This window comes from Streptomyces sp. NPDC058257, from assembly GCF_042881845.1.
Taxonomy (GTDB): Bacteria; Actinomycetota; Actinomycetes; order Streptomycetales; family Streptomycetaceae; genus Streptomyces.
This window is the reverse complement of record NZ_JBHVXJ010000007.1, coordinates 264,616-287,604: the sequence shown is the minus strand read 5'-3', so window position 1 is coordinate 287,604 and position 22,989 is coordinate 264,616. Positions and strand designations below refer to the sequence as shown.

The following is a 22,989-nucleotide window of genomic DNA, read 5'->3' as shown; positions in this document are numbered from 1 at the left end:
GCGGGGGGCCCCCTCCTCGTGGGCTGGGGCCCCCGCGGCCCCCCCCGCCCCGCCCCCGGGGTTTCTTACCCCGCCGGCGGTGGGGGCCTGGGGTTCCCGGGCCCCCATCGACGAGCCCGGCGACCTCCGCGGGATCCCCCGCGTCGGCGGGATGGGCCAGCGCCCCGGTCTCCCCGGCGACGCGGCGCAGCGGCTCGGGGCGCCGCCCGGAGATGACGACATGGTGCCCGCTCGTACTCAGTTGCCGGGCCGTGGCGGCGCCGATGCCCGTTCCGCCGCCCGTCACGATGACAACTCGGCTCTCTGTCATGCCTGTTCGGCCTCCGAACGCAGTCGTGAGCACATCGCCGCGATCATACGTAGACAACCGCGGGCCGCTCACGACCACGTCCGGACGGCCTGCCGGAGGACCCGCCAAGGGCCGCCGGTTCCTACTCGTCGATCGCCGCGCCGAACGCCGCGGCCCTGCCCGGCGCGCCGAGCGACTCCGCGCCGTACGTCCAGGACCCCGACGCGGTGATACCGCTCGCCCCCGCGGACAGGACCCACACCGCTCCGTCACCGGCGTTCTCGCCGGGCGCCGCGGCCAGGAGGCCGAAGCGGCCGTCGCGGTTAGGGTCCGCCAGGCGCACCTGGGCGCCCCACTTGTCGCCCTTCTCGGGCACACCGGGGATGTCCGCGGAGTCCTGGTCCCAGGACTTGGCGCCGGTCGCCGTGAGGCCGGTGCCCGCGCCGCGCAGCACCCAGACCGCTCCGGCGTCCGCGACCGTCCCGATGTCCTCGCCGGGCGCCCCGACGGCGACGTCCGCATAGCCGTCGCCGTTCGTGTCCGCCACGGAGAGATCCGCGCCCCAGCCGTCACCGCGCTCGGCGGCGCCGGGCACGCCGGCACTGTCCTGCGTCCACCACTTGGCCTCGTCCTTGAGGCCGTCCGGGTCGCCGTAGCGGACGCCCACCAGGCCACCGGTCTGCGTTTCGCCCCCGTCGTCCGGGGAGTTGGGCTCGCCGGTCACCAGGTCGTCGTATCCGTCGTGGTCGATGTCGCCGGACGCCGCGACAGGGCCGCCGCGCAGATCGTGCTCGTACGCGAGGCCGTCGGCGTTCCCCGAGAAGTACGCGGACCAGCCGTGCCCCGGCTCATCCCCCACGGTCACGCCGGACACCACGAGATCGGCGAATCCGTTGTCGTCGTAGTCGCCGGTGGTGAGCGACTTCGGCATGATGTCGCGTCCGTCGGCCGCCGCGGAGAGACGCTCGGTGGCCTGCCGCCGCAGCGGTGCCTGCCCGGCCGCCTTCGGTGCGGCGTCGTACGCGAAGAGTTCCAGGTCGTCACGGTCCAGTACGGCCAGGACGTCTCCCGGCGTCTCACCGGTGAAGTGCGCCGCTGCGAGACCCAGGCCGAACTTCTCGTCCTTGGTGGGCTCCTGGGTTTCCAGCCAGTCGCTGTTGGCGCCGCTGAGGCCCTGCTTGGAGCCCCACAGGATCGCGACACCACCGGCGTCCGCCGTGTCGGCGATGTCCTCGCCGGGGATGCCGACGATCGCGTCGTCGTAGCCGTCGCCGTCCAGGTCACCGGTGGCGACGGCCGTCCCGAAGCCGTCGCCCGCCTCCGCGGCGCCCGCGACGCCCGCCGTCGACTGGCTGAACCTGTCCACAGAAGTGGTGCCGATGCCTCTGGATGAGCCGTACTGGGCCGTGACGAGACCGGCGCCCTTCTGGCCGCTGACCGTCGCCCCGGGGGCTCCGACCAGCACATCCTCGTATCCGTCGCCGTTGAAGTCGCTGTTGCGGTCGTCGGCGTGCGTCCCCCCAGGGGTGCCTGCGGCAGCGGAGGGGGCGGCGGCGATGCACGCCCCGGCCAGAAGGAGGAATGAGGCCGCGGTGAGGGCGGCCGAACGGTTCTTGCGCACGAGCGGCTCCTGTGAAGGAAGGTGGCCGGGCAAGCGCGAGGGTGTCCGGAAAGGGCCCGTTCCTTGTCCGGCGCCCTGTTCGACACCGGATGGGGCACAAGGGTTGTACGCGTCCTTCGTTTCCGTGGTTCCCTCTGTCCGGAATTGCCGCCTCCGTTGACTCGGCGGCCCTTCTTGGTGACCACGAGCCGGTCGATGACCAGATGCGCGGATGTTGGTGATGCCCTGGTGTCCTGGTGCCCTGGTGCCCTGGTGTCCTGATGTCAGGGAAGGCAGGGGCCAACAGGGGCCATTTGACACCGCATATACAAGATGAGGCAGGAAGAGCGCAGCGGTGCGGGCGCAACGGAGCGGATGGCGGTCGCCGCCACCCGCTCCGGGCAGCCGTCGGCTGTCAGCTGTCAGCTGTCAGCTGTCAGGACGTGGTTCCGGTCGTCAGCTCAGGAGCCCCGGTGCCGGGAGCGTGGACGCCACCCGCCGCTTGCCAGGGGTCGCACGGCACGTCGTATCGGAGGCCGGGAGTTTGCCGGTGGCCAGGTAGGAGTTGGCCGCGGAGTCCGCGCAGGGGTTCGTGCCGTAGACGCCGTGGCCCTCGCCCTCGTCGACCGTCACCATGCGCGAGCCCTTCAACTGACGGTGCATGGCCTGTCCGGTGAGCAGCGGGGTCTGCGAGTCCCACTCGTTCTGCACGATGAGCGTCGGGACCTTGTTGTTCACCTCGGTGGTGGGCTCAACAGGCTTGTCCCAGAAGGCGCAGGGCAAGATGCCTGCGGCGAAGTCCCCGTACAACGGATACTTCGCCGCGTCGCGGATCGAGTCCCTGCGGTAGATCTCGGGGTCACGCGGGAAGGAGGCGTCACCGCACACCACGGTGACGGTGGCCGAGATGTCGGGATCCGGCGAGGGCTCGGCGAGATCCAGGCCCCTGGCGCTCCCCCCGGCGGCGTCCTTCAGGCTCACCACCCGCTCGGCCGCCTCGCGGACGGTGAAGAACTCCCGGCGTAGCAGGTCGCGCACCCCGGCCCCGTCGAGCGGCTCCCCTTCGACGACGATGGGATCGCGGTCGGCCCTGGCGACCACATCCCAGAAGCTCTTGCTCACCGCCGCCGGTGTGTCACCGAGTCGGTACGTCGCGTCGTGCGCGGCGGTCCACTTCGTCCAGCGCTGGAACGCACGCTCGGCCTCCGGGCCCCAGATCCGGACCATCTCGCGCCACAGCCGCTTCGGATCGACGGCACTGTCGAGGACGAAGCGGTCGGCGCGCTTGGGGAACATCTGCGTGTAGACGGCGCCGAGGGCGGTGCCGTACGAGACGCCGTAGTACGAGATCTTCCGCTCACCCAGGACCGCCCGCAGGACGTCCATGTCACGTGCCGTGTTGCGGGTGGTGATGTGAGCGATGGTGCCCCCCGCCTTCGTACGGCACTTGTCGGCCACGCCCTTGGCCCAGACGACGTTCTTCTCGAACGTCCGCAGGGGGCGCAGCAGCGTGTTGTCCTCGGCGCTGAGGCCGCACCGGACGGGCGTGCTCCGGCCGATTCCCCGCGGGTCGAACCCGATGAGGTCGTACCGGTCCCGCACTTCCCTGGGCAGCTGCTGGTCCAGTTCGAGGGGTAAATCCAGACCCGGCCCTCCCGGGCCTCCCGGATTCGAGAGCAGCACGCCGTGGCGTTCGCCGGGAGCGCTGGTCCTGAGCCGGGATATCGCGACGTCGATCTTCTTGCCGCGGGGGTGGCGGTAGTCCAGCGGAACCTTCAGGGTCGCGCACTGGAAGGCGGCGGGGGTGTCGGTGCCGCACCGCTCCCAGGCCAACTTCTGCTGGGTGTAGGGGCGCAGGGCGTCGGTTGCGGTGGAGGTGGGTGCGGTCGAGCGGGCCGAGGGGCTCGCGGCGGCCGGAGCGGCGGCCAGGCCAGGGGCCAGTGCCGCCATCACGCTCACTGCGAGCAGTGGGACGAGCGGTCTTCTTTGCATGCGGATGGTCCTTCCGGTGGACATGCGGGACATGAGTGATGTTGTCCCGTCGGGCGTCCGAGCGACTCATCCCTAAAGTCCGAACTCCTCCGACTTGCGTGCCACACAAGGGCGTTGTGTCTACTCCGCTGGTATGAGCCGAGACCCTGGTGCGGGGCCCTGGCCGTGGGCAACGGGCACCGAACAACGGGTGACTCAGAACTCGTCGGCGCCGTCACGCAGTTGGGGCGTCCAGTAGCCGGTCTTCGCGACGGCGTCGTGGACCGCGATACCGCCCTTGGACGCGGAGACCCTCTTGCTGCCCTCGGCGGGCCCGTCGGCGGCGAAGAGGTTGACGTGGAGGGTGGTGACGGCGCGGTTCCTCTCGTCGATGCCGCCCTTGTTGATCCGCACGGCCGCATAGGCCGGGGCCCCGGCGTTCAGCACGACGGGAGCACCCGGCTTGCTCTTGGCGACGGCCGGAACGTCCTTGGCGGTCGGGATATCGCCGAACGCGATGAGCGGGTACCGCAGCAGCGTGCAGGAGTGACCCGAGATATTCGTCGCGGTCAGCGTGATGTGCGTGGTGGGTACGCCGTCCTGCTTGGCCGCAGAGATCTCCACGTCGTCAGCGGCACAAGTCGGGGCCTTGTTGGTGCCGATCTTCTTCTCGGTATCGGTCCGTGCGGCGGAGTTCCGCGGACCGGAGGCGGCCTCGCCCATCTCGCTGGACTCGCCACCGCTTCCGGTGCCGGCCTGCTTCGGGACCCAAGCGGCTCCCTCGTCCTGCACGCCCTCACCGCCGCCGCACGCGGTGAGCGTCAGGCTCAGCACGACGCAGGTGGCGCAGGCGACCGCGGCGAATGCGGCAGGACGTCGGATGGAGGTGCGCATGTGGGGGCTCCCCGTGAGGTGTGCTCGATGCCGATGGGTCGTCGACGCCGGTGTCGTCGACGCTGATGTGCCGTGTGCGGTCAACTGGTCCGCTCACAGCTTCGGTCCTCGCGCTGGCGCCCCGCTCACGTGTCGCTGATGCCTCGCCGCCGTCTCGCTGACGCTCCGATTACCGCGTTCGGGTGTCTTGGCGGGCACAGTGCAACCGGACGGCCACCGGACTGCTTCCTGACCGGCACAGGCATTGCCCACCCGTCGTGAGGAAGCCGCCATGACCGCACCTGCCACCATCCTGCCGACCGTCAGCTGGGACGCAAAGACCGAACTCCCGCTGCCCCCGCCCGACCCGACGCAGCGTCTGGACATGACGGCCCCGACCCTGCTGACGGCCCGTGACCAGCACCGTCTGACCCTGCACGCCACGCTCACGACGGCCGGAATCCCACCTCACCCCGACGACACCAAGGCCATCGACGCGCTGAGCACCCTCGACGACACGGTCGCTCTCGCGATCTGCCGTTGGCTCAACACCCATGCCCACCCCGCGACCCCGCTCACGTGACACGGGGAGGCACGGCATGGCGTGGCAAGGCACGGCGCGCAAGCCCACCGAACTCCCGTCAGTGCCTTCAGCCCCTGTGGAACAGGTCCTGCGGATCGACACGCTCCCAGCGCGATCGCGGGGCGGGCACGCGCGGCACCTCCCGGGCTTCAGCACGCCACTCACGCACCAGCGCGTCGTAGATGGGGGATTGCGAAGGAACTTCCCCGCCACCGGCCCTTGTATCGGCACGGGGCGGCCGCGGCGAAGGAATCTCATTCCCCGCATCGCTCATGCCCAGTACAACGATCCTCTCTGATCTCGGCAACGCCGCGAACAACTCCAGGAATTACTCAGTCGATAAGCCCGTGGCATGCGCATGCCACGGGCTTAATGGAGTATCAATCGCACGTTACTGACTTCGTGGATCGTCTGCCTGCGGTCTTCGAATTCGTACCCGAACGAGAGAAATCGAGCGGCGAGTGTTCACAACGGGTGCCCGCAGAGGGCTCGCTCAGGTGCCGACGTACGCCGAGAGGTGTTCGCCGGTGAGAGTGGAGTGGTCGGCGACGAGGTCGGCGGGGGTGCCCTCGAAGACGATCTTTCCGCCGTCGTGACCGGCGCCGGGGCCGAGGTCGATGATCCAGTCGGCGTGAGCCATGACCGCCTGATGGTGCTCGATGACGATGACCGACTTGCCGGAGTCGACGAGCCGGTCGAGCAGGCCGAGCAGCTGCTCGACATCGGCGAGGTGCAGGCCGGTGGTCGGCTCGTCGAGTACGAGGACGGGCTGGTCGCCGCTCTTCTCCGCCATGCGGGTGGCCAGCTTGAGCCGCTGCCGCTCGCCGCCGGACAGGGTGGTGAGCGGCTGGCCGAGGCTGATGTAGCCGAGCCCGACGTCGGCGAGCCGGTCGAGGATCTTGTGCGCGGCCGGCGTGTGCGCGTCCCCCGCACCGAAGAACTCCTCGGCTTCGGTCACGGACATCGCGAGAACTTCGCTGATATCCCGGCCACCGAAGGTGTATTCGAGGACCGAGGACTGGAACCGCTTCCCCTCGCAGTCCTCGCAGGTGGTCTCGACTCCGGCCATCACCGCCAGATCGGTGTAGATGACCCCGGCGCCGTTGCAATTGGGGCAGGCGCCCTCGGAGTTGGCACTGAACAGCGCCGGCTTCACGTCGTTGGCCTTGGCGAACGCCTTGCGGATCGGCTCTAGCAGTCCGGTGTACGTCGCCGGGTTGCTGCGCCGCGAACCCTTGATCGGCGCCTGGTCGACCGAGATCGCCCCGGCGGAGGCGGGGACGGAGCCGTGGATCAGTGAACTCTTGCCGGAGCCCGCGACGCCGGTGACGACACACAGCACGCCGAGCGGGATGTCGACGTCGACGCCCTGAAGGTTGTGGCGGGTGGCTCCACGGATCTCCAGCGTGCCGGTGGGCTCGCGCACCGGGTCCTTGAGTGCGGCCCGGTCGTCGAGGTGGCGGCCGGTGACGGTGTCGCTGGCCCGCAGCTCGTCGACGGTGCCCTCGAAGCAGACGGCGCCGCCCCCCGTGCCGGCGCCGGGGCCGAGGTCGACGACGTGGTCGGCGATCGCGATGGCCTCAGGCTTGTGTTCGACGACGAGGACCGTGTTCCCCTTGTCCCGCAGCCGCAGCAGCAGCTTGTTCATCCGCTCGATGTCGTGGGGGTGCAGACCGATGGTGGGCTCGTCGAAGACGTACGTGACGTCGGTGAGCGAGGATCCGAGGTGGCGGATCATCTTGACGCGCTGCGCCTCACCGCCCGACAGCGTGCCCGCGGGGCGGTCGAGCGAGAGGTAGCCGAGGCCGATCTCCACGAATGAGTCGAGGGTCTGCTGCACCGCGGTGAGCAGCGGCGCGACCGACTGCTCCTTGAGTCCGCGGACCCACTCGGCCAGATCGCGGATCTCCATGGCACAGGCGTCGGCGATGCTGATTTTCTTGATCTTCGAGGTGCGGGCCCCTTCGCTGAGCCGGGTGCCTTCGCACTCGGGACAGGTGGTGAAGGTGACCGCACGCTCCACGAACGCACGGATGTGCGGCTGCATCGCTTCCTTGTCCTTGGACAGGAACGACTTCTGGATCTTGGGGATCAGCCCCTCGTAGGTGAGGTTGACGCCGTTCACCTTGACCTTGACCGGCTCTCCGTAGAGGAAGGCCTGCAGTTCCTTCTTGGTGTACGCGCGGATCGGCTTGTCCGGGTCGACGAAGCCGGACTGGGCGTAGACCTGCACGGTCCATTGGCTGTCCGACTTCCAGCCCGGGATGGTGAACGCGCCGTCGGCGAGCGACTTGGAGTCGTCGTAGAGCTGGGTGAGATCGATGTCGGAGACCGAGCCCCGGCCTTCGCAGCGCGTACACATGCCGCCGGTGCGGTTGAAGGTCGCCTTCTGCGCCTTGGTCTGGTTGCCGCGCTCGACGGTGATCGCGCCGCTCGCCCGGACCGACGCGGTGTTGAAGGAGTACGCGCTCGGCGGGCCGATGTGCGGCTCGCCGAGCCTGCTGAAGAGGATGCGCAGCATCGCGTTGGCGTCGGTGGCGGTGCCGACCGTGGAACGGGGATCGGCTCCCATCCGCTGCTGGTCGACGATGATCGCGGTCGTCAGACCGTCGAGTACGTCGACTTCGGGCCGGGCGAGCGTCGGCATGAAGCCCTGCACGAAGGAGCTGTAGGTCTCATTGATCATCCGCTGCGACTCCGCGGCGATCGTGCTGAACACCAGCGAGCTCTTGCCCGAGCCGGAGACTCCGGTGAACACCGTCAGGCGGCGCTTGGGGATCTCGATGCTGACGTCCTTGAGATTGTTCACGCGCGCGCCGTGCACGCGGATCAAGTCGTGGCTGTCGGCAGCGTGGAGCGCAGGCGACTGCGTGTTCTTCCTCTTGGCGGGGCTCATGGTCTCTCCATCTGTCGGCCGGAGCCGCCTGCACGGTCTCCGTCGGTGTCGCCCGGCTCGATCTGATCAGCGTCGAGCAGTACGTCAGGTTTTACTTCTTCGGTGTGATCGCGGCAACGGTTCGCCGTTCAGCTGACCGGCTGACCGGCTGACCGGCTGACCGGCTCATCAGCGGTGCCGGTCCGGTCGCGGCCGCTCTCGCATCGGGTCGGCTCAGCGCAGTTCCTGGATGCGGAGCAGGTTGCCCGCGGGATCGCGGACGGCGCAGTCGCGGACGCCGTCCGGCTGCTCGGTCGGATTCTGGACGATCTCGGCGTCCCGGTCCCGCAGCAGCGCGTAGGCGCCGTCGAGATCGGCGGTGGCCAGGAGGATACCGGTGTAGGTGCCCTTGGCCATCATCTCGGCGATGGTGCGGCGCTCGGCGTCGGTGATGCCGGGGGCGGCGGCCGGTGGGCGCAGGACGATGGAGACGCGGGGCTGGTCGGCGGGGCCGACGGTGATCCAGCGCAGCCCGTCGTATCCGACGTCGTCGCGGACCTCGAAGCCGAGGGTGTCGCGGTAGAAGGCCAGGGAGGCGTCGGGGTCGTCGTGCGGGAGGAAGCTCGCGTGAAGGGTGACGGTGACGTTGGCGTCCATGGGCATCACGCTAGATCCGGCCCGGGGACCTGCGCTTCTCGATTCCTGACCGGTCTGGTCCGTACGGCACGCCACGCACGCGAGCGAGGCCGCCCATGGCACCGGCCGTCACGTCACCTCCGAGGCTGGTCAGTCTCGGAGAAGGGATTGTTGCGGGCCGCGAACGAGCTGTATGAAGCACGGTCGGCACGAGCTTGTTCCCGGCGGCTCTGCCCGAGGAGGAGACCGTCGGCGTTCTCCGTCGGTATGGGCCTCCTGCGCAGCAGCACGACGATCAGGAGCAGGGCCGTCAGCCCCATCAGACCGAGCACCGTCAAGATCGTTGCCCTGTCCGCCCCCTGCTGTTGCCTGAATTCCACAGTGTGGCGTTCCCGCCCTGGGAACGCCGCGAGGGCGGCACCACATTGGTGCCGCCCCCGGTGGCCGTCCCCGCCGTCAGGACTGGGGACGGCTGCCGTGGTTCGCGCCGTTCTTGCGGCGGGCCTTCTTCTTACGACGTCGCTTCGAGGACATGGATACCTCCGTGGTTCCTGTGGTGCTTCCCGGGCACGAGCCCGGGCGATCATGCGCCCCCTACCCAGATCGACGCCTGGTGATGACGTGACCTACGTCACTAGGACACTCAGGCCGGAATCGCGTCGACGGTGGGGACGACGGTGCCGAACAGGTCGGTGACGGCGGTCGGGGCGGCTGTCTGGAACGCGGCGGCGGCAGGACGACCGCGATGACGACACGGGGCGGCGGTGGGCATGAGCCCATCCCCACCGCCGCCCCGGCGCTCAGCACTCCCGGCCACCCGGCCACCCGGCCACCCGGCCACCCGGCCACCCGGCCAGGACATCACGCATCGCGCGTCACTCATCACGACATGATCACACCCTGCACGATTCAACCGCATGTGACGTACCGTATTCCGGCTAGCTCAACTCCGGGGGGACATATGCGCGTTCGCGCTGGTACGGCTACGGCTGTGGCTACGGCCGCCATGCTTCTGGCCGCTCTGACCGCATGCGGCGGCAGCGGCAGCGGCAGCGGCAGCGACGATGGCAGCGACAGGGCCGATGCGAAGTCGCAGGACGGCTCGAAGGCCTCGCCCTCGAAGAAGGTCGACTGCGCGGACGAGGACATCAGCCAGGCCGACTGGATGAAGCACTGCTCCGACGAAGGCGCCGGTGCCGGTACCGGCGGCGACGGAACCGAGGGGCAGGCGACGGGCCTGAAGTTCGGCGAGTCCTACACATGGCCGGACGGTCTGAAGGCGTCCGTCACCGAGGCGAAGGTGTTCGAGGACTACGACGCCGAGCTGCTGGAGTCCGCCAAGCCCGGCAACACCGACTTCCGCGTGAAATTGAAGGTGACGAACTCCGGCAAGTCCGCGGTAGCCCTCAACGACCTGTCCCTCATCATCGAGGGCGCCACGAACGGCGGCGAGGCCGCCTCGACCTCGTTCGAGAACGGCTCCGAGCCGCTGGAGGGGCGCCTGGCTCCCGGAGTGTCCGCGACGAAGACCGATGACAACGCGCTCGAGACGAAGTACGGCAAGAAGATCGTCGTCACCGTGCAGCGCGGCAGCGACGACTTCGACCTGGACTTCCCGGAGTTCACCGGATCCATCACCGGATGACCTGCCGGAGGCGCGGAACCCCGACAGCGTAAGTTGACCACATGGTGGAGGGGGCGAGCCCTGCGGCGAAGACGATGCCGCGGGAGCAGCGAACGGGAGGGCGGCATGCCGCCGGACCGAAGAAGGACCGGGGCGGACTGGCTCGTTCGTCGTTGCTGATGGCCGTCGGCACGGTGGTGTCGCGGGCCACGGGTCTGATCCGGCAGGTGCTGCAAGCCGCGGCGCTGGGAACGGGCCTGCTGGCCAGCACGTACAACACGGCGAACACAGTGCCGACGAGCCTGTACACCCTGTTGATCGGCGGCGCGCTCAACGCCGTCCTGGTTCCGCAGTTGGTGCGCGCCAGGGCAACGCAGCCCGACGGCGGCCGTGCTTACGAGCAGCGTCTGGTCACGCTCGTGGTGTGTGTCCTCGGTGTCGGGACGGCGCTGGCGGTATGGGCGGCCCCGCAGATCGTGGGCCTGTACATGCGCGACACCCCCGACAGCCACGAGGCCTTCGAGCTGACGGTGACGTTCGCCAGGTTCCTGCTGCCGCAGATCTTCTTCTACGGCCTGTTCAGCATCTACGGACAAGTCCTCAACGCCCGCGAGAAGTTCGGCGCGATGATGTGGACGCCTGTGCTGAACAACGTGGTGCTGGTCGGCATGTTCGCCACCTACCTGACGCTGATGACAGTTCCCGACCGGGTGGAGGACATCACCACCGACCAGGTGCGGTTGCTCGGGCTGGGCACGACGGCGGGCATCGCCGTACAGGCCCTGGCGCTGATCCCGTTCGCGCGGGCAGCGGGTTTCCGGTTCCGGCCGCGCTTCGACTGGCGAGGCACCGGCCTGGGCAAGAGCGTCCACGCGGCGAAGTGGACGCTGTTGTTCGTCCTGGCCAACCAGGCCGCCCTGACAGTGGTCACGAACTACGCCAACGCCGCCGACCAGAAGCTGCCGCACGCCGGCGCCGGCTACTCGGCCTACACCTACGCGCAGACCATCTGGTTGCTGCCGCAGTCGATCGTGACGGTGTCCCTGGTGACGGCGCTGCTGCCGCGCATGAGCCGGGCCGTCGCGGAGGGGCGTCTGCGGGACCTGCGCGGAGATCTGTCCCGGGCGCTGCGGATCAGCGGCGTGATCATCGTGCCTGCCGCCTTCCTCTTCCTCGCCCAGGGGCCGCAGATCGCATCACTGCTGTTCGCCCACGGAGCGGCGGACGCCGCATCGGCCCGCCCGCTGGGGTACATGCTGCAGGCCTTCGGGCTCGGCCTCATCCCGTTCTCCGCCCAGTACCTATTGCTTCGCGGCTTCTACGCGCTGGAGGACACGCGCACTCCCTTCTACATGGCGGCCTGGATCGCGGGGGTGAACATCGCCCTTGCCACAGCCTGTCACCTGCTGCTTCCCGTCCGCTGGGCGGTCGTCGGCATGGCGGGGGCCTACACCCTGTCCTACCTGGCGGGCCTGGCGCTCACCGCGTCCTTGCTGCGCAGGAGACTCGGAGGCCGCATCGACGACGGCGGCCTGCGCCGCACGTACATGAAGCTGCTGTGCGCTGCGGGCCCCGCCGCAGGACTCGGCTGGGCCGCAACACGGGCGTGCGCCGGGCTGGGAGGCGGAACGTGGCCGACCGCCGCCGCGCTCGCGGCCGGAGTGTTCACGACTGCGTCGGCATACGTCCTCCTCGCGCGGCTGATGAACGTCGGCGAGCTCCGACGTCTGCCCGCAATGCGCTAGTCCGACGAGGTGCCGGGACCGACGGGCCCGGCGCATACGCCTCACTCGACAGGGCACCCGGCAGACACGCCTCGACACAGGGAGTCCCTCGTGATCATTGTCGGCATAGTCGCTGTCTGTCTCGTCCTGGCCGTCCTCGCCTTCTTCGTGCCTCGCCTTTCCCGGCACCCCGAGCGCGGAACCCAGCGCACCCTGGGGGCCGGATCGCGCGTCGGCGGCAAGGCCCCCGGCATCCTGGGCCGGATCTTCAGCAAGCCCTTCCGCAGCAGCTCCAAGGCCGTGGGCCGCAGCGGCTCGGCCGGTCGGCGCACCCGAAGCCGTATGCCCTTCTGACGACCCATCGGCTCCCGGCCCGGGACGCCATCGCTCAGGGCGCGACCTCGCGACCCCCCTCGCCCGCGCGGGCCCGTACGCCGTCCATGAGGAGTTGGAGCCCCAGGGCGAAGTGCTGTTCGAAATCCGGGTCGGTGAGCGCGGGCAGGACCAGGGCGAGGTGCGCGTAGTCACCCTCGTGAACGGCACGGCCCAGCGCCTGCACCCCCTCGATCCCGTCGTCCTGTGAGGGGGTTGAGGCCTGCTCCTCCAGGGTGTGGCCGACGGTGTAGTTCACCACGGCCAGGAAGGCGCGACCGCTGTCCTGGACGGTGAGGCCGGTGCGCAGGAGAGCCGCCACCAGGCGGTCGCCGTAGGCCAGGGTGTTGGGTCCCACGGGGTGCGTTCCGGCGTAGACACGTGCCCCGTCCCGTCTGGCGAGCAACGCGTGGCGGAGCGCACGGGCCAGGTCGTCGACGGTTTCCGGCTCCTCTTGCGAGCCTGCCGCCCGGATGTCGTCGAGCATGCGCTCGGCCATGGCCGTGAGCAGGTCGTGCTTGGTGGCGAAGTGGCGGTAGAGGGCGCCGGCCTGAACGCCGACCCGTTCCGCCAGGCGCCTCATGGTGAGGTCTTCCACTCCCACGGCGTCAAGAAGGTCGAGCGCGGCCGTGGTCACGGCTGCGCGGTCCAGGCGTGCGGGGCGTCCGCGCCGCGGTGGTGCCGACGGATTCCTTGACTGCTTCATCATGCGTCCCAGTATAGTGAACATCGTTCACGTGAACACTGTTCACTAAATGGAGGTCGTTATGAACGTCGTCATGGACACAGACGTAGTCGTCGCCGGAGCCGGGCCCACGGGGCTGATGCTCGCCTGCGAACTCGCCCTGGCAGGCGTGAATGTGCGCGTGGTCGAGCAGAGGCTTGAGCGCCAGCTGAACTCCCGGGCCCTGACGCTGCACCCGCGGAGCCTGGAGATCCTGGACCTGCGCGGGCTGACCCCACGCTTCCTCGCCGCGGGGCGCACCGTGCCGGGCTGGCACTTTGCGGGCCTTGCCACGCCGCTCGACTTCGCCCGCCTCGACACACGTCAGGCGCACACGTTGTTCCTCGCCCAGGCCCGGACGGAGGCGCTCCTTGAGGAGCGGGCCCTGGAGTTGGGGGTCGCCGTCGAGCGGGGCAGCGAACTGATCACCGCGCGAGAAGGGGCCGACGGCCTCGTCGTCGGGGTTCGCGACGGGCAAGGGGGCGAGCGAAGCGTGCGCTGCGCCTACCTCGTCGGGTGCGACGGTGCGCGCAGCCGCGTGCGTTCGATCGCCGGCATTCCGTTTCCGGGCAGCGAGGAATCCCTGACCGGCGTCCTGGGCGATTTCCTGACGGTGGATACCGAGGCGCTCGTCGCGGCACGCGCCCAGGGGATCCTGGTGGCGCCGCTGGACGGCGGCGTGACCCGCCTGGTGTACATCGACCCCGAGCGGATGAGGGTCTCCTCGCGGGAGCCGGTGACCGTCGAGGAGTTCCGCGGCGCTCTGGTACGACTGTGCGGCAGCGACCTGGGGATCGACGAACCGGTGTGGATGTCCCGCTTCGGGAACGCGACCCGCGTGGCCGACCGGTACAGGGCCGGGCGCGTCTTCCTGGCCGGCGATGCCGCACACATCCACTTCCCGGCCGCGGGGCAGGGTCTCAACACCGGACTGCAGGACGCGATGAACCTGGGCTGGAAGCTCGCCGGAGCGGTGAAGGGGTGGGCGGGCGATGAGCTCCTCGACACCTATGACGCCGAGCGCAGGCCGGTCGGCCATTCCGTCGCACAGGACACCGAGGTGCAGGCGCTCCTCGGCGAACTCCCCCTTCTGGAGGGTCGTTCAGGGCCCGCGCACTCCTTGCGTTCGCTCCTGGACGAGCTCCTGGAGATTCCCGAGGTGAACCGCAAGCTGGCACGGCGGGTCTCGGCGCTCTCGACCGTGTACGCGGCTTCGGAGAACGAACACCCCTTGGTGGGCCACCGGATGCCGGATGTCGAGGTGCGCACGGGCGATGTGGTGAGCCATGTCAGCGGCCTGCTGACGGACGGCCGTTTCCTGCTGCTCACCCGCGAGGACTCGGGGGTGGCACCGGTCCCCCACGCACCGGCGGAGCGCGTACGCGTGGCCCCGGTGCGGGACTGGCCGGACCACCCCGGCCTCAAGGGCGTGGCCGCGGTCCTGGTCCGCCCGGACGGGCATGTCGCCTGGGCAGAGCGATCCGACGTGCCGGACGCCGCGCTCACGCTCGCAGGCTCGTAAGGAGGTCGTCGAGCGGGGCCGGTGTCAGTTCGGGGTCGAGGGCCTCGACCAGCAGGCGGCCGTAGCGGATCTTGCGGCCTTTCTTCGTGCCCAGGAAGCGTCGCAACTGCTGCTGGCGGAGCCTGCCGTGCTGTGCGGGCTGGCGCAGGAAGGTCTGCCAGGCCCGCAGGTCGCCCTCGGCCCGGACGGTCTCCTCGACCCTGGCCGCGCCAAGGGCGCGGATGAGCTCGTCCTCCAGGTCCGATACGCACACGAAGAAGCCCTGCCGCGGCGCTCCGGCCCGCTCCAGGCCACGGTCGTAGAAGCCTCGTTCGTTCTCGTCGCACAGTCCTGCAAGGCGCAGCCCGAGGCCGGGCGGCCCGAGGAGTTCGGTGTAGCGGCCGATGCTCATCGCCCCGCCCATCGACACGACGCACACCCCCTCGGCGGCCAGGTCGCGGCCCCGCGCCGCGGCCAGCGCCTCAACGGCCGCGAGGTCACTGGGTCCTTCGAGCAGCACAGCCGTCCGCACCCCCACTCGTACAGCCAGCTCGCTCGCAGGACCGCCGGGGCCACCGGCCGCCCAGTCACCGACCGCGTCCCGGAACGCCCGCATGTCCGCCATGGGGCGAGTCTGCCTCTTCGCCGTCGGCACGGCACGGGAATATCCGTCAGCCTCGATAGGCCGCGATGGCGATCCGCTCGAACGAGCGGATCAGCGGATTCGTGTCGCCCTCGTTCCATGCCGCCACCACACGGCTCGGAGGCATGTCGGTCAACGGCACCACCTCGAGCCCCTCCCCCGGCTCATGATCCAGGAGCGTCATGCCGACGGTGCCGTTCCAGAGCACGGCTTGTCGGCACTCCGCGACGGCGCGCACCACCGGGCCCTCGCGAGGCTCTCCGCCGTTCCAGTACGACTGCCAGAGGGGGTCGGTGCCCTCCGGGAAGACGAACCAGCGGCGGTCGGCCAGGTCCGCCACCTTCAGGCTGTCGCGGCGGGCCAGCGGGTCGTCGGCGCGCAGCAGAGCGCCCACCGGATCCGCGCGCAGCTCGTGCGTGGTCAGGCCCGTCCCGTCGAACGGCCCCCGGGTCAGGGCGACATCCACAAGTCCGGCGTGCAGCCCGCAGGTCGGATCGGTCAGGTCTGTCTCACGGATACGCACCTCGACCCGCGGGTGCCGTTGCCGGTAGGCGTCGGCGAGACGGATCGCGCCCGGATCGGCACTGTCCCCCAGGATGCCGACGGTGATGGTCGCGACGCCCGCGGCGGCGGCTACGCGCACCCGCAGCCGGCCGGCCTGGTCGAGCAGGGCGCGCGCTTCGTCGAACAGCACCGCGCCCACCGCGGTGAGCGTGACACCGGTGGACGATCGGTCGAAAAGCGCGGCCCCGACCTCGGACTCCAACCGCATGATGGCTCGGCTCAGCGGCGGCTGGCTCATGTGCAGCCGGACGGCGGCCCTGCCGAAGTGGAGTTCCTCGGCGACGGCCACGAAATAGCGCAGCGTACGAAGCTCCATGCTGGGACGATACCCGCTCGGTATCGAGGTCACAGAACAGGTCTTGGACGGTGACGGCGCCCTGGCGGTGGAATCGAAGCATGACCGACGAACCGAGAACGAGTGAGCCCCTTGCCGACCCCACCGTGTCGGTGGTCGGTCCGGATGACGGCGAGATGATCGTCCTGGGCACCACACGACTACGCGTCCTCGAAGACGGCAGCAACACCGAGCACCGTGTCGGACTCGCCGAATCGTTCCTCGCGCCCCACACCCCCGGGCCGCCGCAACACCGGCACGCCCAGCACGACGAAGGTTTCTACGTCATCTCAGGCTCGGTGCGGTTCACGGTCGGGGCGGAGGACTACGACGCGACTTCGGGGACGCTCGTGATGGTCCCGCCCGGCGCACCGCACACCTTCGCCAACGTGACCGACCAACCGGCCGTCATGCTCAGCGTCTTCACACCGGACCTGTACGTGCAGTACTTCCGAGACCTCCAGGCGATGATCGCCGACGGCCGGGCGCTGACTCCCCGGGCGAACATCCAAGTGATGAGCCGTTACGCCACCGAGCCCGCCACCGACTTCACCGTTGGGCGGGAATCATGAACGTCGCCTATTGGATCGTCGCGGGCCTGTTCTCCCTGTTCTACCTCTACGGGGGCGGGGTGAAGCTGGTGCGCAGCCGTGAGCAGCTCCGGCCGATGATGGCCTGGGTGGACAGCACGCCGATGCCCGCCGTCAGGGCCATCGGGCTGATCGAAGTGCTCGGCGCGATCGGTCTGATACTCCCGCCGCTGACCGGCATCGCGCCCTGGCTCGCCCTGGCCGCGGCCGCCGGGTTCGTCGTCCTGCAGATCGCCGCGACCAGGGTCCACCTGCGCGGCGGAGACCGTCAGATCGCCCTCAACCTCGCGCTCGTCGGCACCGCGGGCGTGACCAGCTGGCTGGCGACGACGTGGCTCTGAGCCCTCTCACCCTTGAGGACACCGCTCCGCCCTGAGAACACCGCGCTACTTTCCGTTGGCCGAGACGACCGTCGAAGCCCCAGTGGTTCATGCGGATGAGCCGAAGGTGTCCCGGTGGGACCGGGCATCCGGGGCAAGGGCCCGAGCTGGGGCGGAGGCACTGCGGGAGAGCGGGGCAGCGAGGCCACGCGCGCGTGCACCGCACCGCCTTCCACGCCGCCGATGAGAATCAGGGCCATGGCCACGGGAATCACGGGAGGTAGTATTTGCACTTTTCACCCTAAGTGCGCGCTACCTCGTTCCGGCGTAGGCCACAACAACGGTCTACTGAGGGCCGACCCCGGTCAGGTGTGCGTAGACGACGACGTTGCCGGAGTAGCCGTCGGTCTTGTTGTAGGTGCCACTACAGGTGATGAGGCGCAGTTCGGGGCGCGCCCGTGGTGCGTAGACCTTGCTGCTGGGGAAGTCGTCCTTCTCGTACTCCTCGACGCCGTCGACGGTGAACACCGCGGTGCGGCCGTCCTCGCGGGTCACCTGTACCTTGGCGCCCTTCTTCAGGGAGCCGAGTCCGAAGAACACGGCGGGACCCTCGTTGGTGTCGACGTGTCCGGCGATCACAGCGGTGCCGGTGCTGCCGGGCAGCGTGCCGGCCGCGTCCCAGCCCGCGAGGTTGGCGTCGTCGGGTGGTGGCGCGTTCAGTCCGCCGTCCTTGGTCCTGGACAGGGCGGTGAGGGCGGCGTCCACGCCTATGACAGGGATCTTGACGCGGACCGGGGGCGACTCGGACAAGGAGGTCACCGCGGGCACGGCTGCTTCGGCCGGGCGGCCGGCTTCGAAGGTCCTGGCCTGGGCGGCGGAGGGCTTGGGCGGCGTTCCGGTCTCCTCGGCGTCGGCTGTCCAGGACCACACGCCCACGGCGAGGGCCGCGAGCACACTCCAGGACCATATGTGGCGCCACGGGGAACGGGCCGACGATGCGTGGGGGTAGGTCATGGTGTCGCAGTTCCTGCTCAGATGGAGGGGGAAGTTCCGCGGCCCCGCCGGGCGAGTACGGGCTCGGTCGGCGGGGCCGGTTGACCGGTGACGGAAGGTCAGCGCTGTCCGGCGGTCTTGCGGCGGTGCATGTACACCGCGCCCGCACCGACGGCAAGGACCGCGGCCCCCGCGGCCAGCTCGGTCGGATTGGCGCTGCCCTGGGAGCCGCCCGAACCGGCGTGCACGCCGCCCCTGACGGCCGGGTCGGTGGAGTCGCAGAACCGCTGCGCGGTGGAGGCGGCCATGTTGGCCTCGTCCTCGGCGGCCTTCTTCTCCTCCTGGGATGCGTTCGGGTCGGCCTGCACCGTGTCGGAGTTCTTCTGCGTGATCTCCGCGTCGTCCAGCGCCTTCTGGCAACTCGGCGACACCGCCTGCGCGTTGGGGGCGGTGATCACCAGCGCGGCGCCCGCAACAGCCAGACCGGTCAGCACTCGGATGGAACGCATTTCTGTACCTCCAGTACGGACGCGGCCCCCGGAAGCTCTCGTGCCCCGGAACGTATTGCTGGCGTCGACCGCGCCTCTACCAAGAGCCATCCCGCCTCACGGCGTGTCGCTACCGGCAACACGCCGCAAGTCCCCCGCTCGGCCCATACACACCCACCCGTCTGGCCGGACGGCGAAGTCGGTCAGTCCTGCCAGGTCCAGTCCCGCACCTCCGGCAGGTCGACGCCGTGCGCCCGCACATAGGCATGGTGGCGCAGCCGCGTGTCCTGCATCTGCTGGCGCACCTCGACCGCGCGGACGCCGAGGCCCGGCACACGGTCGATGACGTCCATCACCAGGCAGAAACGGTCCAGGTCGTTGGCCACCACCATGTCGAAGGGCGTGGTGGTCGTGCCGCGTTCCTTGTATCCGCGGACATGCAGGTGCGGGTGGACCGCGCGCCGGTAGGCGAGGCGGTGCACGAGCCACGGGTAGCCGTGGAATCCGAAGATCACCGGCTTGTCGCGGGTGAACAGCGTGTCGAACTCCGCGTCCGGCATGCCGTGCGGGTGCTCCCCCTCCGGCATCAGCCGCGCGATGTCCACCACGTTGACCACGCGCACCACGAGCTCCGGCAGGTGGGTGCGCAGCAGGCTCGCGGCGGCGAGGACCTCCAGGGTGGGCACGTCCCCGGCGCAGGCGAGGACGACGTCCGGCTCCCGCTCGGGGGTCTCGCTGCCCGCCCAGGTCCATACCCCGGCGCCCCGCGCGCAGTGCGCCCGTGCCTCGTCCAGGCTCAGCCAGTCGAAGCCGGGCTGTTTGCCGGCCACGATCACATTCACGTAGTCGCGTGAGGTGAGGCAGTGCTCGGCGGTGGAAAGGAGCGTGTTGGCGTCCGGCGGCAGGTAGACCCGTACTGCCTCGGGGCTCTTGTTGAGGACGTGTCCGATGAATCCGGGGTCCTGGTGCGAGAAGCCGTTGAGGTCCTGCCGCCACACGTGGGAGGTCAGCAGGTAGTTCAGCGAGGCGATCGGCGCCCGCCAGGCCAGCTCGCGGGTGGTGCGCAGCCACTTGATGTGCTGGTTGACCATCGAGTCGACGATGTGCACGAACGCCTCGTAGCAGGAGAAGAGCCCGTGGCGCCCCGTCAGCAAGTATCCCTCGAGCCACCCCTGGCAGGTGTGCTCGGAGAGGATCTCCATCACCCGTCCGTGCCGGGAGAGGTGTTCGTCGACGCCGAGGATCTCCTCCTGCCAGGCCTTTCCGGACGCGTCGTAGACCGCGTCGAGCCGGTTGGAGGCGGTCTCGTCCGGGCCGACAAGGCGGAAATCGCGCCGCTCGGCGGTGTCGGCCATCACCTGGCGCAGGTAGCCGCCGAGGATCCGGGTCGGCTCGTTCATGGTGACGCCTGGCTTGTCCACGTCGACCGCGAACTCCTCGAGCGGCTTCAGCGGCAGCGAGCGCAGGAGCAGCCCGCCGTTGGCGTGCGGGTTGGCGCCGAGGCGCAGCGTGCCCCGCGGGGCGATGTCGACGAGTCCGGGCACCGGGCGTCCCGCGGCGTCGAACAGTTCCTCCGGCCGGTAGGAGCGCAGCCACTCCTCCAGTTGGTGGCGGTGTTCGGCGCTCTCCCTGACGTTGGCCAAGGGCACCTGGTGGGCCCGCCACGTTCCCTCGACCGGCTTGCCGTCCACCGTCTTGGGGCCGGTCCAGCCCTTCGGGGTACGGAGCACGATCATGGGCCAGCGCGGGGCGGTGGCGTCCGTGCGGCGGTCGGCGTCTCCGTCGGCTCTGGCCGTCCGCTGAATCGCGGTGATGCGGTCGAGACAGCGGTCCATGGCGACCGCGAAATCCCGGTGCACCGTCATGGGGTCGTCGCCGGTGACGTGCACGGGCTCGTATCCGTATCCGCGCATCAGGTCGTCGAGTTGGTTCTCGGGGAGCCTGGCCGGGATCGTCGGGTTGGCGATCTTGTAGCCGTTCAGGTGCAGGATGGGCAGTACCGCGCCGTCGTGCACCGGGTCCAGGAAGGTGTTGGAGTGCCAGGAGGCGGCCAGCGGTCCGGTCTCGGACTCTCCGTCGCCGATGACGCACACCGACAGCAGGTCCGGGTTGTCGAACGCGGCGCCGTAGGCGTGCGAGAGGGAGTAGCCGAGCTCGCCGCCCTCGTGGATGGAGCCGGGCGTCTCGGGGGCGACATGGCTCGGCACTCCACCGGGGAACGAGAACTGGCGGAACAGCCGGGCCATTCCCTCTCCGTCGCGGGTGACGTCGGGATAGGTCTCGGTGTACGTACCGTCCAGCCAGGAGTTGGCAAGGACCGCGGGCCCGCCGTGCCCGGGGCCCCAGACGCAGACGGTCTCCAGCCGCCGCGCCTTGATGGCCCTGTTGAGGTGCACGTGCACCAGGTTGAGCCCGGGCGAGGTGCCGAAGTGGCCGAGAAGCCGCGGCTTGATGTCCTCGGCTGCCAGAGGCCGCCGCAGCAGGGCGTTGTCCATCAGGTAGATCTGCCCCACCGAGAGGTAGTTGGCCGCCCTCCAATACCGTTCCAGCCCCTGGAGTTCAGCATCGGAGGGCGGTTCGGCGGACAGGGCCGGGTTCACCGAGGGATCGCCCATGGCTGCTCCTTACAAGGGGGACGGCTGGCAGGGAGGCGGCCTCAGACCGAGGTCACGTCAGGCGCTCCGGCACCTTCCTGGCGGTGGCGCGGCGCGGGGGCGTTGACGAGCAGGAAGGCGACCGCGGAGGCCGCGAGCATGATCAGGGCCGCCCACCCGATGGCCACGGTGAAACCGTGCACGACACCGGAGTCGACGATCTGGGCCTTGCGCTCCGGCGTCAGCCGTCCTGTACGGGCAACGTCGGCCAGGTGGGACGAGAGATACGTGGCGGTACTCGTCGTCGCGATGGTGTTGAGCAGGGCCGTGCCGATCGAACCGCCCACCTGCTGGGCGGTGTTGACCGTCGCCGACGTGACGCCCGCGTCCTTGGGGGCCACCCCGGCGGTCGCGGTCGCCATCACCGGCATGAAGGTGAGACCGAGCCCGAGACCCAGCATCAGCAGGCCGGGCAGGATGTGGCCGGCGTAGCTGGATTCCGTACCGAGGAAAGTCAGCGTGAACAGACCCGCCGCCCCGAGCAGCAGCCCCGGCCCCATCAGCAGCCGTGGGGGGACGTGATGCAGCAGCCGGGCCGAGATCTGCGTCGAGCCGATGATGATGGCCAGCGACATAGGGAAGAAGGCGAATCCGGTCTTCACCGGTGAATAGCCGAGGATGCTCTGCAGGTAGTACGTCATGAAGAGGAAAACGCCGAACATGCCGATCGTGGCGAGTCCCATGGTCAGCATCGAGCCGCCACGGTTGCGGTCCTTCACGATGTGCAGCGGCAGCAGAGGACGCGCCGTCCGTGTCTGCCACCACGTGAACACGGCAAGCAGGACGATGCCACCGACCAGCAGTGCGAGGACCATCGCGGAGGTCCAGCCGCGGGATTCGGCCTCGCTCAGCCCGTACACGACGGCGATGAGCCCTCCGCATCCCAGGATCACGCCGGGGACGTCCAGGCGGGCTTCCTTGTGTCCCACGCGGTCCTCGAGTAGGGAGAGCCCGCCGAAGACGGCGAGCACCGCGATGGGGACGTTGACGTACAGGCACCAGCGCCAGTCCAGGTACTCCGTCAGGATGCCGCCGAGCAGAAGGCCGAGCGCACCGCCCGCGCCTGCGATGGCGCCGTAGATCCCGAACGCCTTGGCGCGTTCCTTGCCGTCGGTGAAGGTGGTCGTCAGCAGGGACAGGGCGGACGGGGCGAGGACCGCGGCGAAGATGCCCTGCAGGGCGCGCGATGCGAACAGCATGGCAGGTCCGGTGGCGGCGCCGCCGAGCGCCGAGGCCGCGGCGAAGCCGACGAGTCCGATGATGAAGGTGCGTTTGCGGCCCAACAGGTCGGCGATGCGGCCGCCGAGCAGCAGCAGTCCGCCGAAGGCCAGCGTGTACGCGGTGATGACCCACTGGCGGTTGCCGTTGGTGAGGCCGAGTTCGCGCTGCGCGGACGGCAGTGCGATGTTCACGATGGTCGCGTCCAGGACCACCATGAGCTGGGCGAGCGCGATCACGGCCAGGGCCCACCAGCGGCGGCTGGAGGGAGGATCCGCCGCCGTGGGGACGTCGCGGCTCGCCCGGCCCAGGTTTGTCTGCTCCTCTGGACTGCTCATAGGTTCCAGAACACCACGCATCACGTACTCCTGCCGCTGGAGCGGGCCGCGATGCGGGTGCCCGGGCGGCCGGTG

Annotated in this window: 22 protein-coding genes; 7 read left to right on the top strand and 15 right to left on the bottom strand. The window is 69.7% G+C overall.

Features of this window, described 5'->3' with window-relative positions; translation table 11 throughout:
* The 4 genes from ACFVXC_RS19945 to ACFVXC_RS19930 form a co-directional block, all read right to left on the bottom strand.
* Window positions 1–310: SDR family NAD(P)-dependent oxidoreductase (locus ACFVXC_RS19945; RefSeq protein ID WP_389906939.1), on the bottom strand; the 310-nt coding region annotated here is incomplete at its 3' end.
* A gap of 121 nt (window positions 311–431) precedes the next feature.
* On the bottom strand, window positions 432–1,910 hold the full coding sequence (locus tag ACFVXC_RS19940) for an esterase (protein WP_389906789.1): 1,479 nt from the start codon (window positions 1,908–1,910) through the stop codon (window positions 432–434).
* Window positions 1,911–2,345: 435 nt separating this feature from the next.
* Window positions 2,346–3,881: an alpha/beta hydrolase gene (locus ACFVXC_RS19935; protein WP_389906787.1), complete on the bottom strand. Its 1,536-nt coding sequence runs from the start codon at window positions 3,879–3,881 to the stop codon at window positions 2,346–2,348.
* 195 nt (window positions 3,882–4,076) lie between these two features.
* On the bottom strand, window positions 4,077–4,754 hold the full coding sequence (locus tag ACFVXC_RS19930) for a DUF4232 domain-containing protein (protein ID WP_389906785.1): 678 nt from the start codon (window positions 4,752–4,754) through the stop codon (window positions 4,077–4,079).
* Window positions 4,755–5,025: 271 nt separating this feature from the next.
* On the opposite strand from ACFVXC_RS19930, the gene ACFVXC_RS19925 reads away from it, so the two are divergent.
* Entirely contained in the window at window positions 5,026–5,316 is a 291-nt protein-coding gene (locus tag ACFVXC_RS19925; RefSeq protein WP_389906783.1) for a hypothetical protein, read from the top strand.
* A gap of 493 nt (window positions 5,317–5,809) precedes the next feature.
* On the opposite strand, the gene ACFVXC_RS19920 is transcribed toward ACFVXC_RS19925, so the two are convergent.
* The 4 genes from ACFVXC_RS19920 to ACFVXC_RS19905 all read right to left on the bottom strand — a co-directional run bounded on the left by ACFVXC_RS19920 (window position 5,810) and on the right by ACFVXC_RS19905 (window position 9,710).
* Window positions 5,810–8,212 (bottom strand): ATP-binding cassette domain-containing protein, encoded by a 2,403-nt coding sequence (locus tag ACFVXC_RS19920; RefSeq protein WP_389906781.1) that lies wholly within the window; start codon window positions 8,210–8,212, stop codon window positions 5,810–5,812.
* Between the two features lie 213 nt (window positions 8,213–8,425).
* Window positions 8,426–8,848, bottom strand: coding sequence for a VOC family protein (locus tag ACFVXC_RS19915; RefSeq protein ID WP_389906779.1), 423 nt, complete (start codon window positions 8,846–8,848; stop codon window positions 8,426–8,428).
* Window positions 8,849–9,283: 435 nt separating this feature from the next.
* Window positions 9,284–9,361, bottom strand: coding sequence for a 50S ribosomal protein bL37 (locus tag ACFVXC_RS19910; protein ID WP_370443954.1), 78 nt, complete (start codon window positions 9,359–9,361; stop codon window positions 9,284–9,286).
* Between the two features lie 109 nt (window positions 9,362–9,470).
* Window positions 9,471–9,710, bottom strand: coding sequence for a hypothetical protein (locus tag ACFVXC_RS19905; RefSeq protein WP_389906777.1), 240 nt, complete (start codon window positions 9,708–9,710; stop codon window positions 9,471–9,473).
* Between the two features lie 108 nt (window positions 9,711–9,818).
* Here ACFVXC_RS19905 and ACFVXC_RS19900 point away from each other — a divergent pair, with 108 nt between their 5' ends.
* From ACFVXC_RS19900 to ACFVXC_RS19890, 3 genes are all read left to right on the top strand, one after another.
* Window positions 9,819–10,472: a hypothetical protein gene (locus ACFVXC_RS19900; protein WP_389906775.1), complete on the top strand. Its 654-nt coding sequence runs from the start codon at window positions 9,819–9,821 to the stop codon at window positions 10,470–10,472.
* 41 nt (window positions 10,473–10,513) lie between these two features.
* On the top strand, window positions 10,514–12,196 hold the full coding sequence (gene murJ, locus ACFVXC_RS19895) for a murein biosynthesis integral membrane protein MurJ (protein ID WP_389906773.1): 1,683 nt from the start codon (window positions 10,514–10,516) through the stop codon (window positions 12,194–12,196).
* A gap of 90 nt (window positions 12,197–12,286) precedes the next feature.
* Window positions 12,287–12,529 carry a DUF6411 family protein gene (locus tag ACFVXC_RS19890; protein ID WP_389906771.1) on the top strand — a complete coding sequence of 81 codons (243 nt, stop codon included), beginning with the start codon at window positions 12,287–12,289 and terminating at the stop codon, window positions 12,527–12,529.
* Window positions 12,530–12,563: 34 nt separating this feature from the next.
* Here ACFVXC_RS19890 and ACFVXC_RS19885 read toward each other — a convergent pair whose 3' ends face one another.
* Window positions 12,564–13,256, bottom strand: coding sequence for a TetR/AcrR family transcriptional regulator (locus ACFVXC_RS19885; RefSeq protein ID WP_389906769.1), 693 nt, complete (start codon window positions 13,254–13,256; stop codon window positions 12,564–12,566).
* Window positions 13,257–13,326: 70 nt separating this feature from the next.
* On the opposite strand from ACFVXC_RS19885, the gene ACFVXC_RS19880 reads away from it, so the two are divergent.
* Window positions 13,327–14,793, top strand: a complete 1,467-nt coding sequence (locus ACFVXC_RS19880) for an FAD-dependent monooxygenase (RefSeq protein ID WP_389906767.1) — start codon at window positions 13,327–13,329, stop codon at window positions 14,791–14,793.
* Here the strand turns inward: ACFVXC_RS19880 and ACFVXC_RS19875 are convergent.
* Together ACFVXC_RS19875 and ACFVXC_RS19870 are read right to left on the bottom strand one after the other, a co-directional pair.
* Entirely contained in the window at window positions 14,774–15,397 is a 624-nt protein-coding gene (locus tag ACFVXC_RS19875) for a TOPRIM nucleotidyl transferase/hydrolase domain-containing protein (RefSeq protein ID WP_389906765.1), read from the bottom strand. The genes ACFVXC_RS19880 and ACFVXC_RS19875 overlap by 20 nt on opposite strands.
* Window positions 15,398–15,443: 46 nt before the next feature.
* Window positions 15,444–16,295 (bottom strand): LysR substrate-binding domain-containing protein, encoded by an 852-nt coding sequence (locus ACFVXC_RS19870; RefSeq protein ID WP_389906763.1) that lies wholly within the window; start codon window positions 16,293–16,295, stop codon window positions 15,444–15,446.
* A gap of 80 nt (window positions 16,296–16,375) precedes the next feature.
* On the opposite strand from ACFVXC_RS19870, the gene ACFVXC_RS19865 reads away from it, so the two are divergent.
* Together ACFVXC_RS19865 and ACFVXC_RS19860 are read left to right on the top strand one after the other, a co-directional pair.
* Window positions 16,376–16,885, top strand: a complete 510-nt coding sequence (locus tag ACFVXC_RS19865) for a cupin domain-containing protein (RefSeq protein ID WP_389906761.1) — start codon at window positions 16,376–16,378, stop codon at window positions 16,883–16,885.
* A complete protein-coding gene (locus tag ACFVXC_RS19860; protein ID WP_389906759.1) occupies window positions 16,882–17,244 on the top strand; it encodes a DoxX family protein in 363 nt (120 codons plus the stop codon). Before ACFVXC_RS19865 ends, ACFVXC_RS19860 begins: the two co-directional genes overlap by 4 nt.
* 324 nt (window positions 17,245–17,568) lie before the next feature.
* Here ACFVXC_RS19860 and ACFVXC_RS19855 read toward each other — a convergent pair whose 3' ends face one another.
* The 4 genes from ACFVXC_RS19855 to ACFVXC_RS19840 all read right to left on the bottom strand — a co-directional run bounded on the left by ACFVXC_RS19855 (window position 17,569) and on the right by ACFVXC_RS19840 (window position 22,914).
* Window positions 17,569–18,237, bottom strand: coding sequence for a class F sortase (locus tag ACFVXC_RS19855; protein ID WP_389906757.1), 669 nt, complete (start codon window positions 18,235–18,237; stop codon window positions 17,569–17,571).
* A gap of 98 nt (window positions 18,238–18,335) precedes the next feature.
* Window positions 18,336–18,725: a hypothetical protein gene (locus tag ACFVXC_RS19850; protein ID WP_389906755.1), complete on the bottom strand. Its 390-nt coding sequence runs from the start codon at window positions 18,723–18,725 to the stop codon at window positions 18,336–18,338.
* Between the two features lie 182 nt (window positions 18,726–18,907).
* Window positions 18,908–21,319 carry a phosphoketolase gene (locus ACFVXC_RS19845; protein ID WP_389906753.1) on the bottom strand — a complete coding sequence of 804 codons (2,412 nt, stop codon included), beginning with the start codon at window positions 21,317–21,319 and terminating at the stop codon, window positions 18,908–18,910.
* Window positions 21,320–21,360: 41 nt separating this feature from the next.
* Complete coding sequence (locus ACFVXC_RS19840; RefSeq protein ID WP_389906751.1) at window positions 21,361–22,914, bottom strand: MFS transporter; 1,554 nt, start codon at window positions 22,912–22,914, stop codon at window positions 21,361–21,363.
* Window positions 22,915–22,989 lie beyond the last annotated feature (75 nt).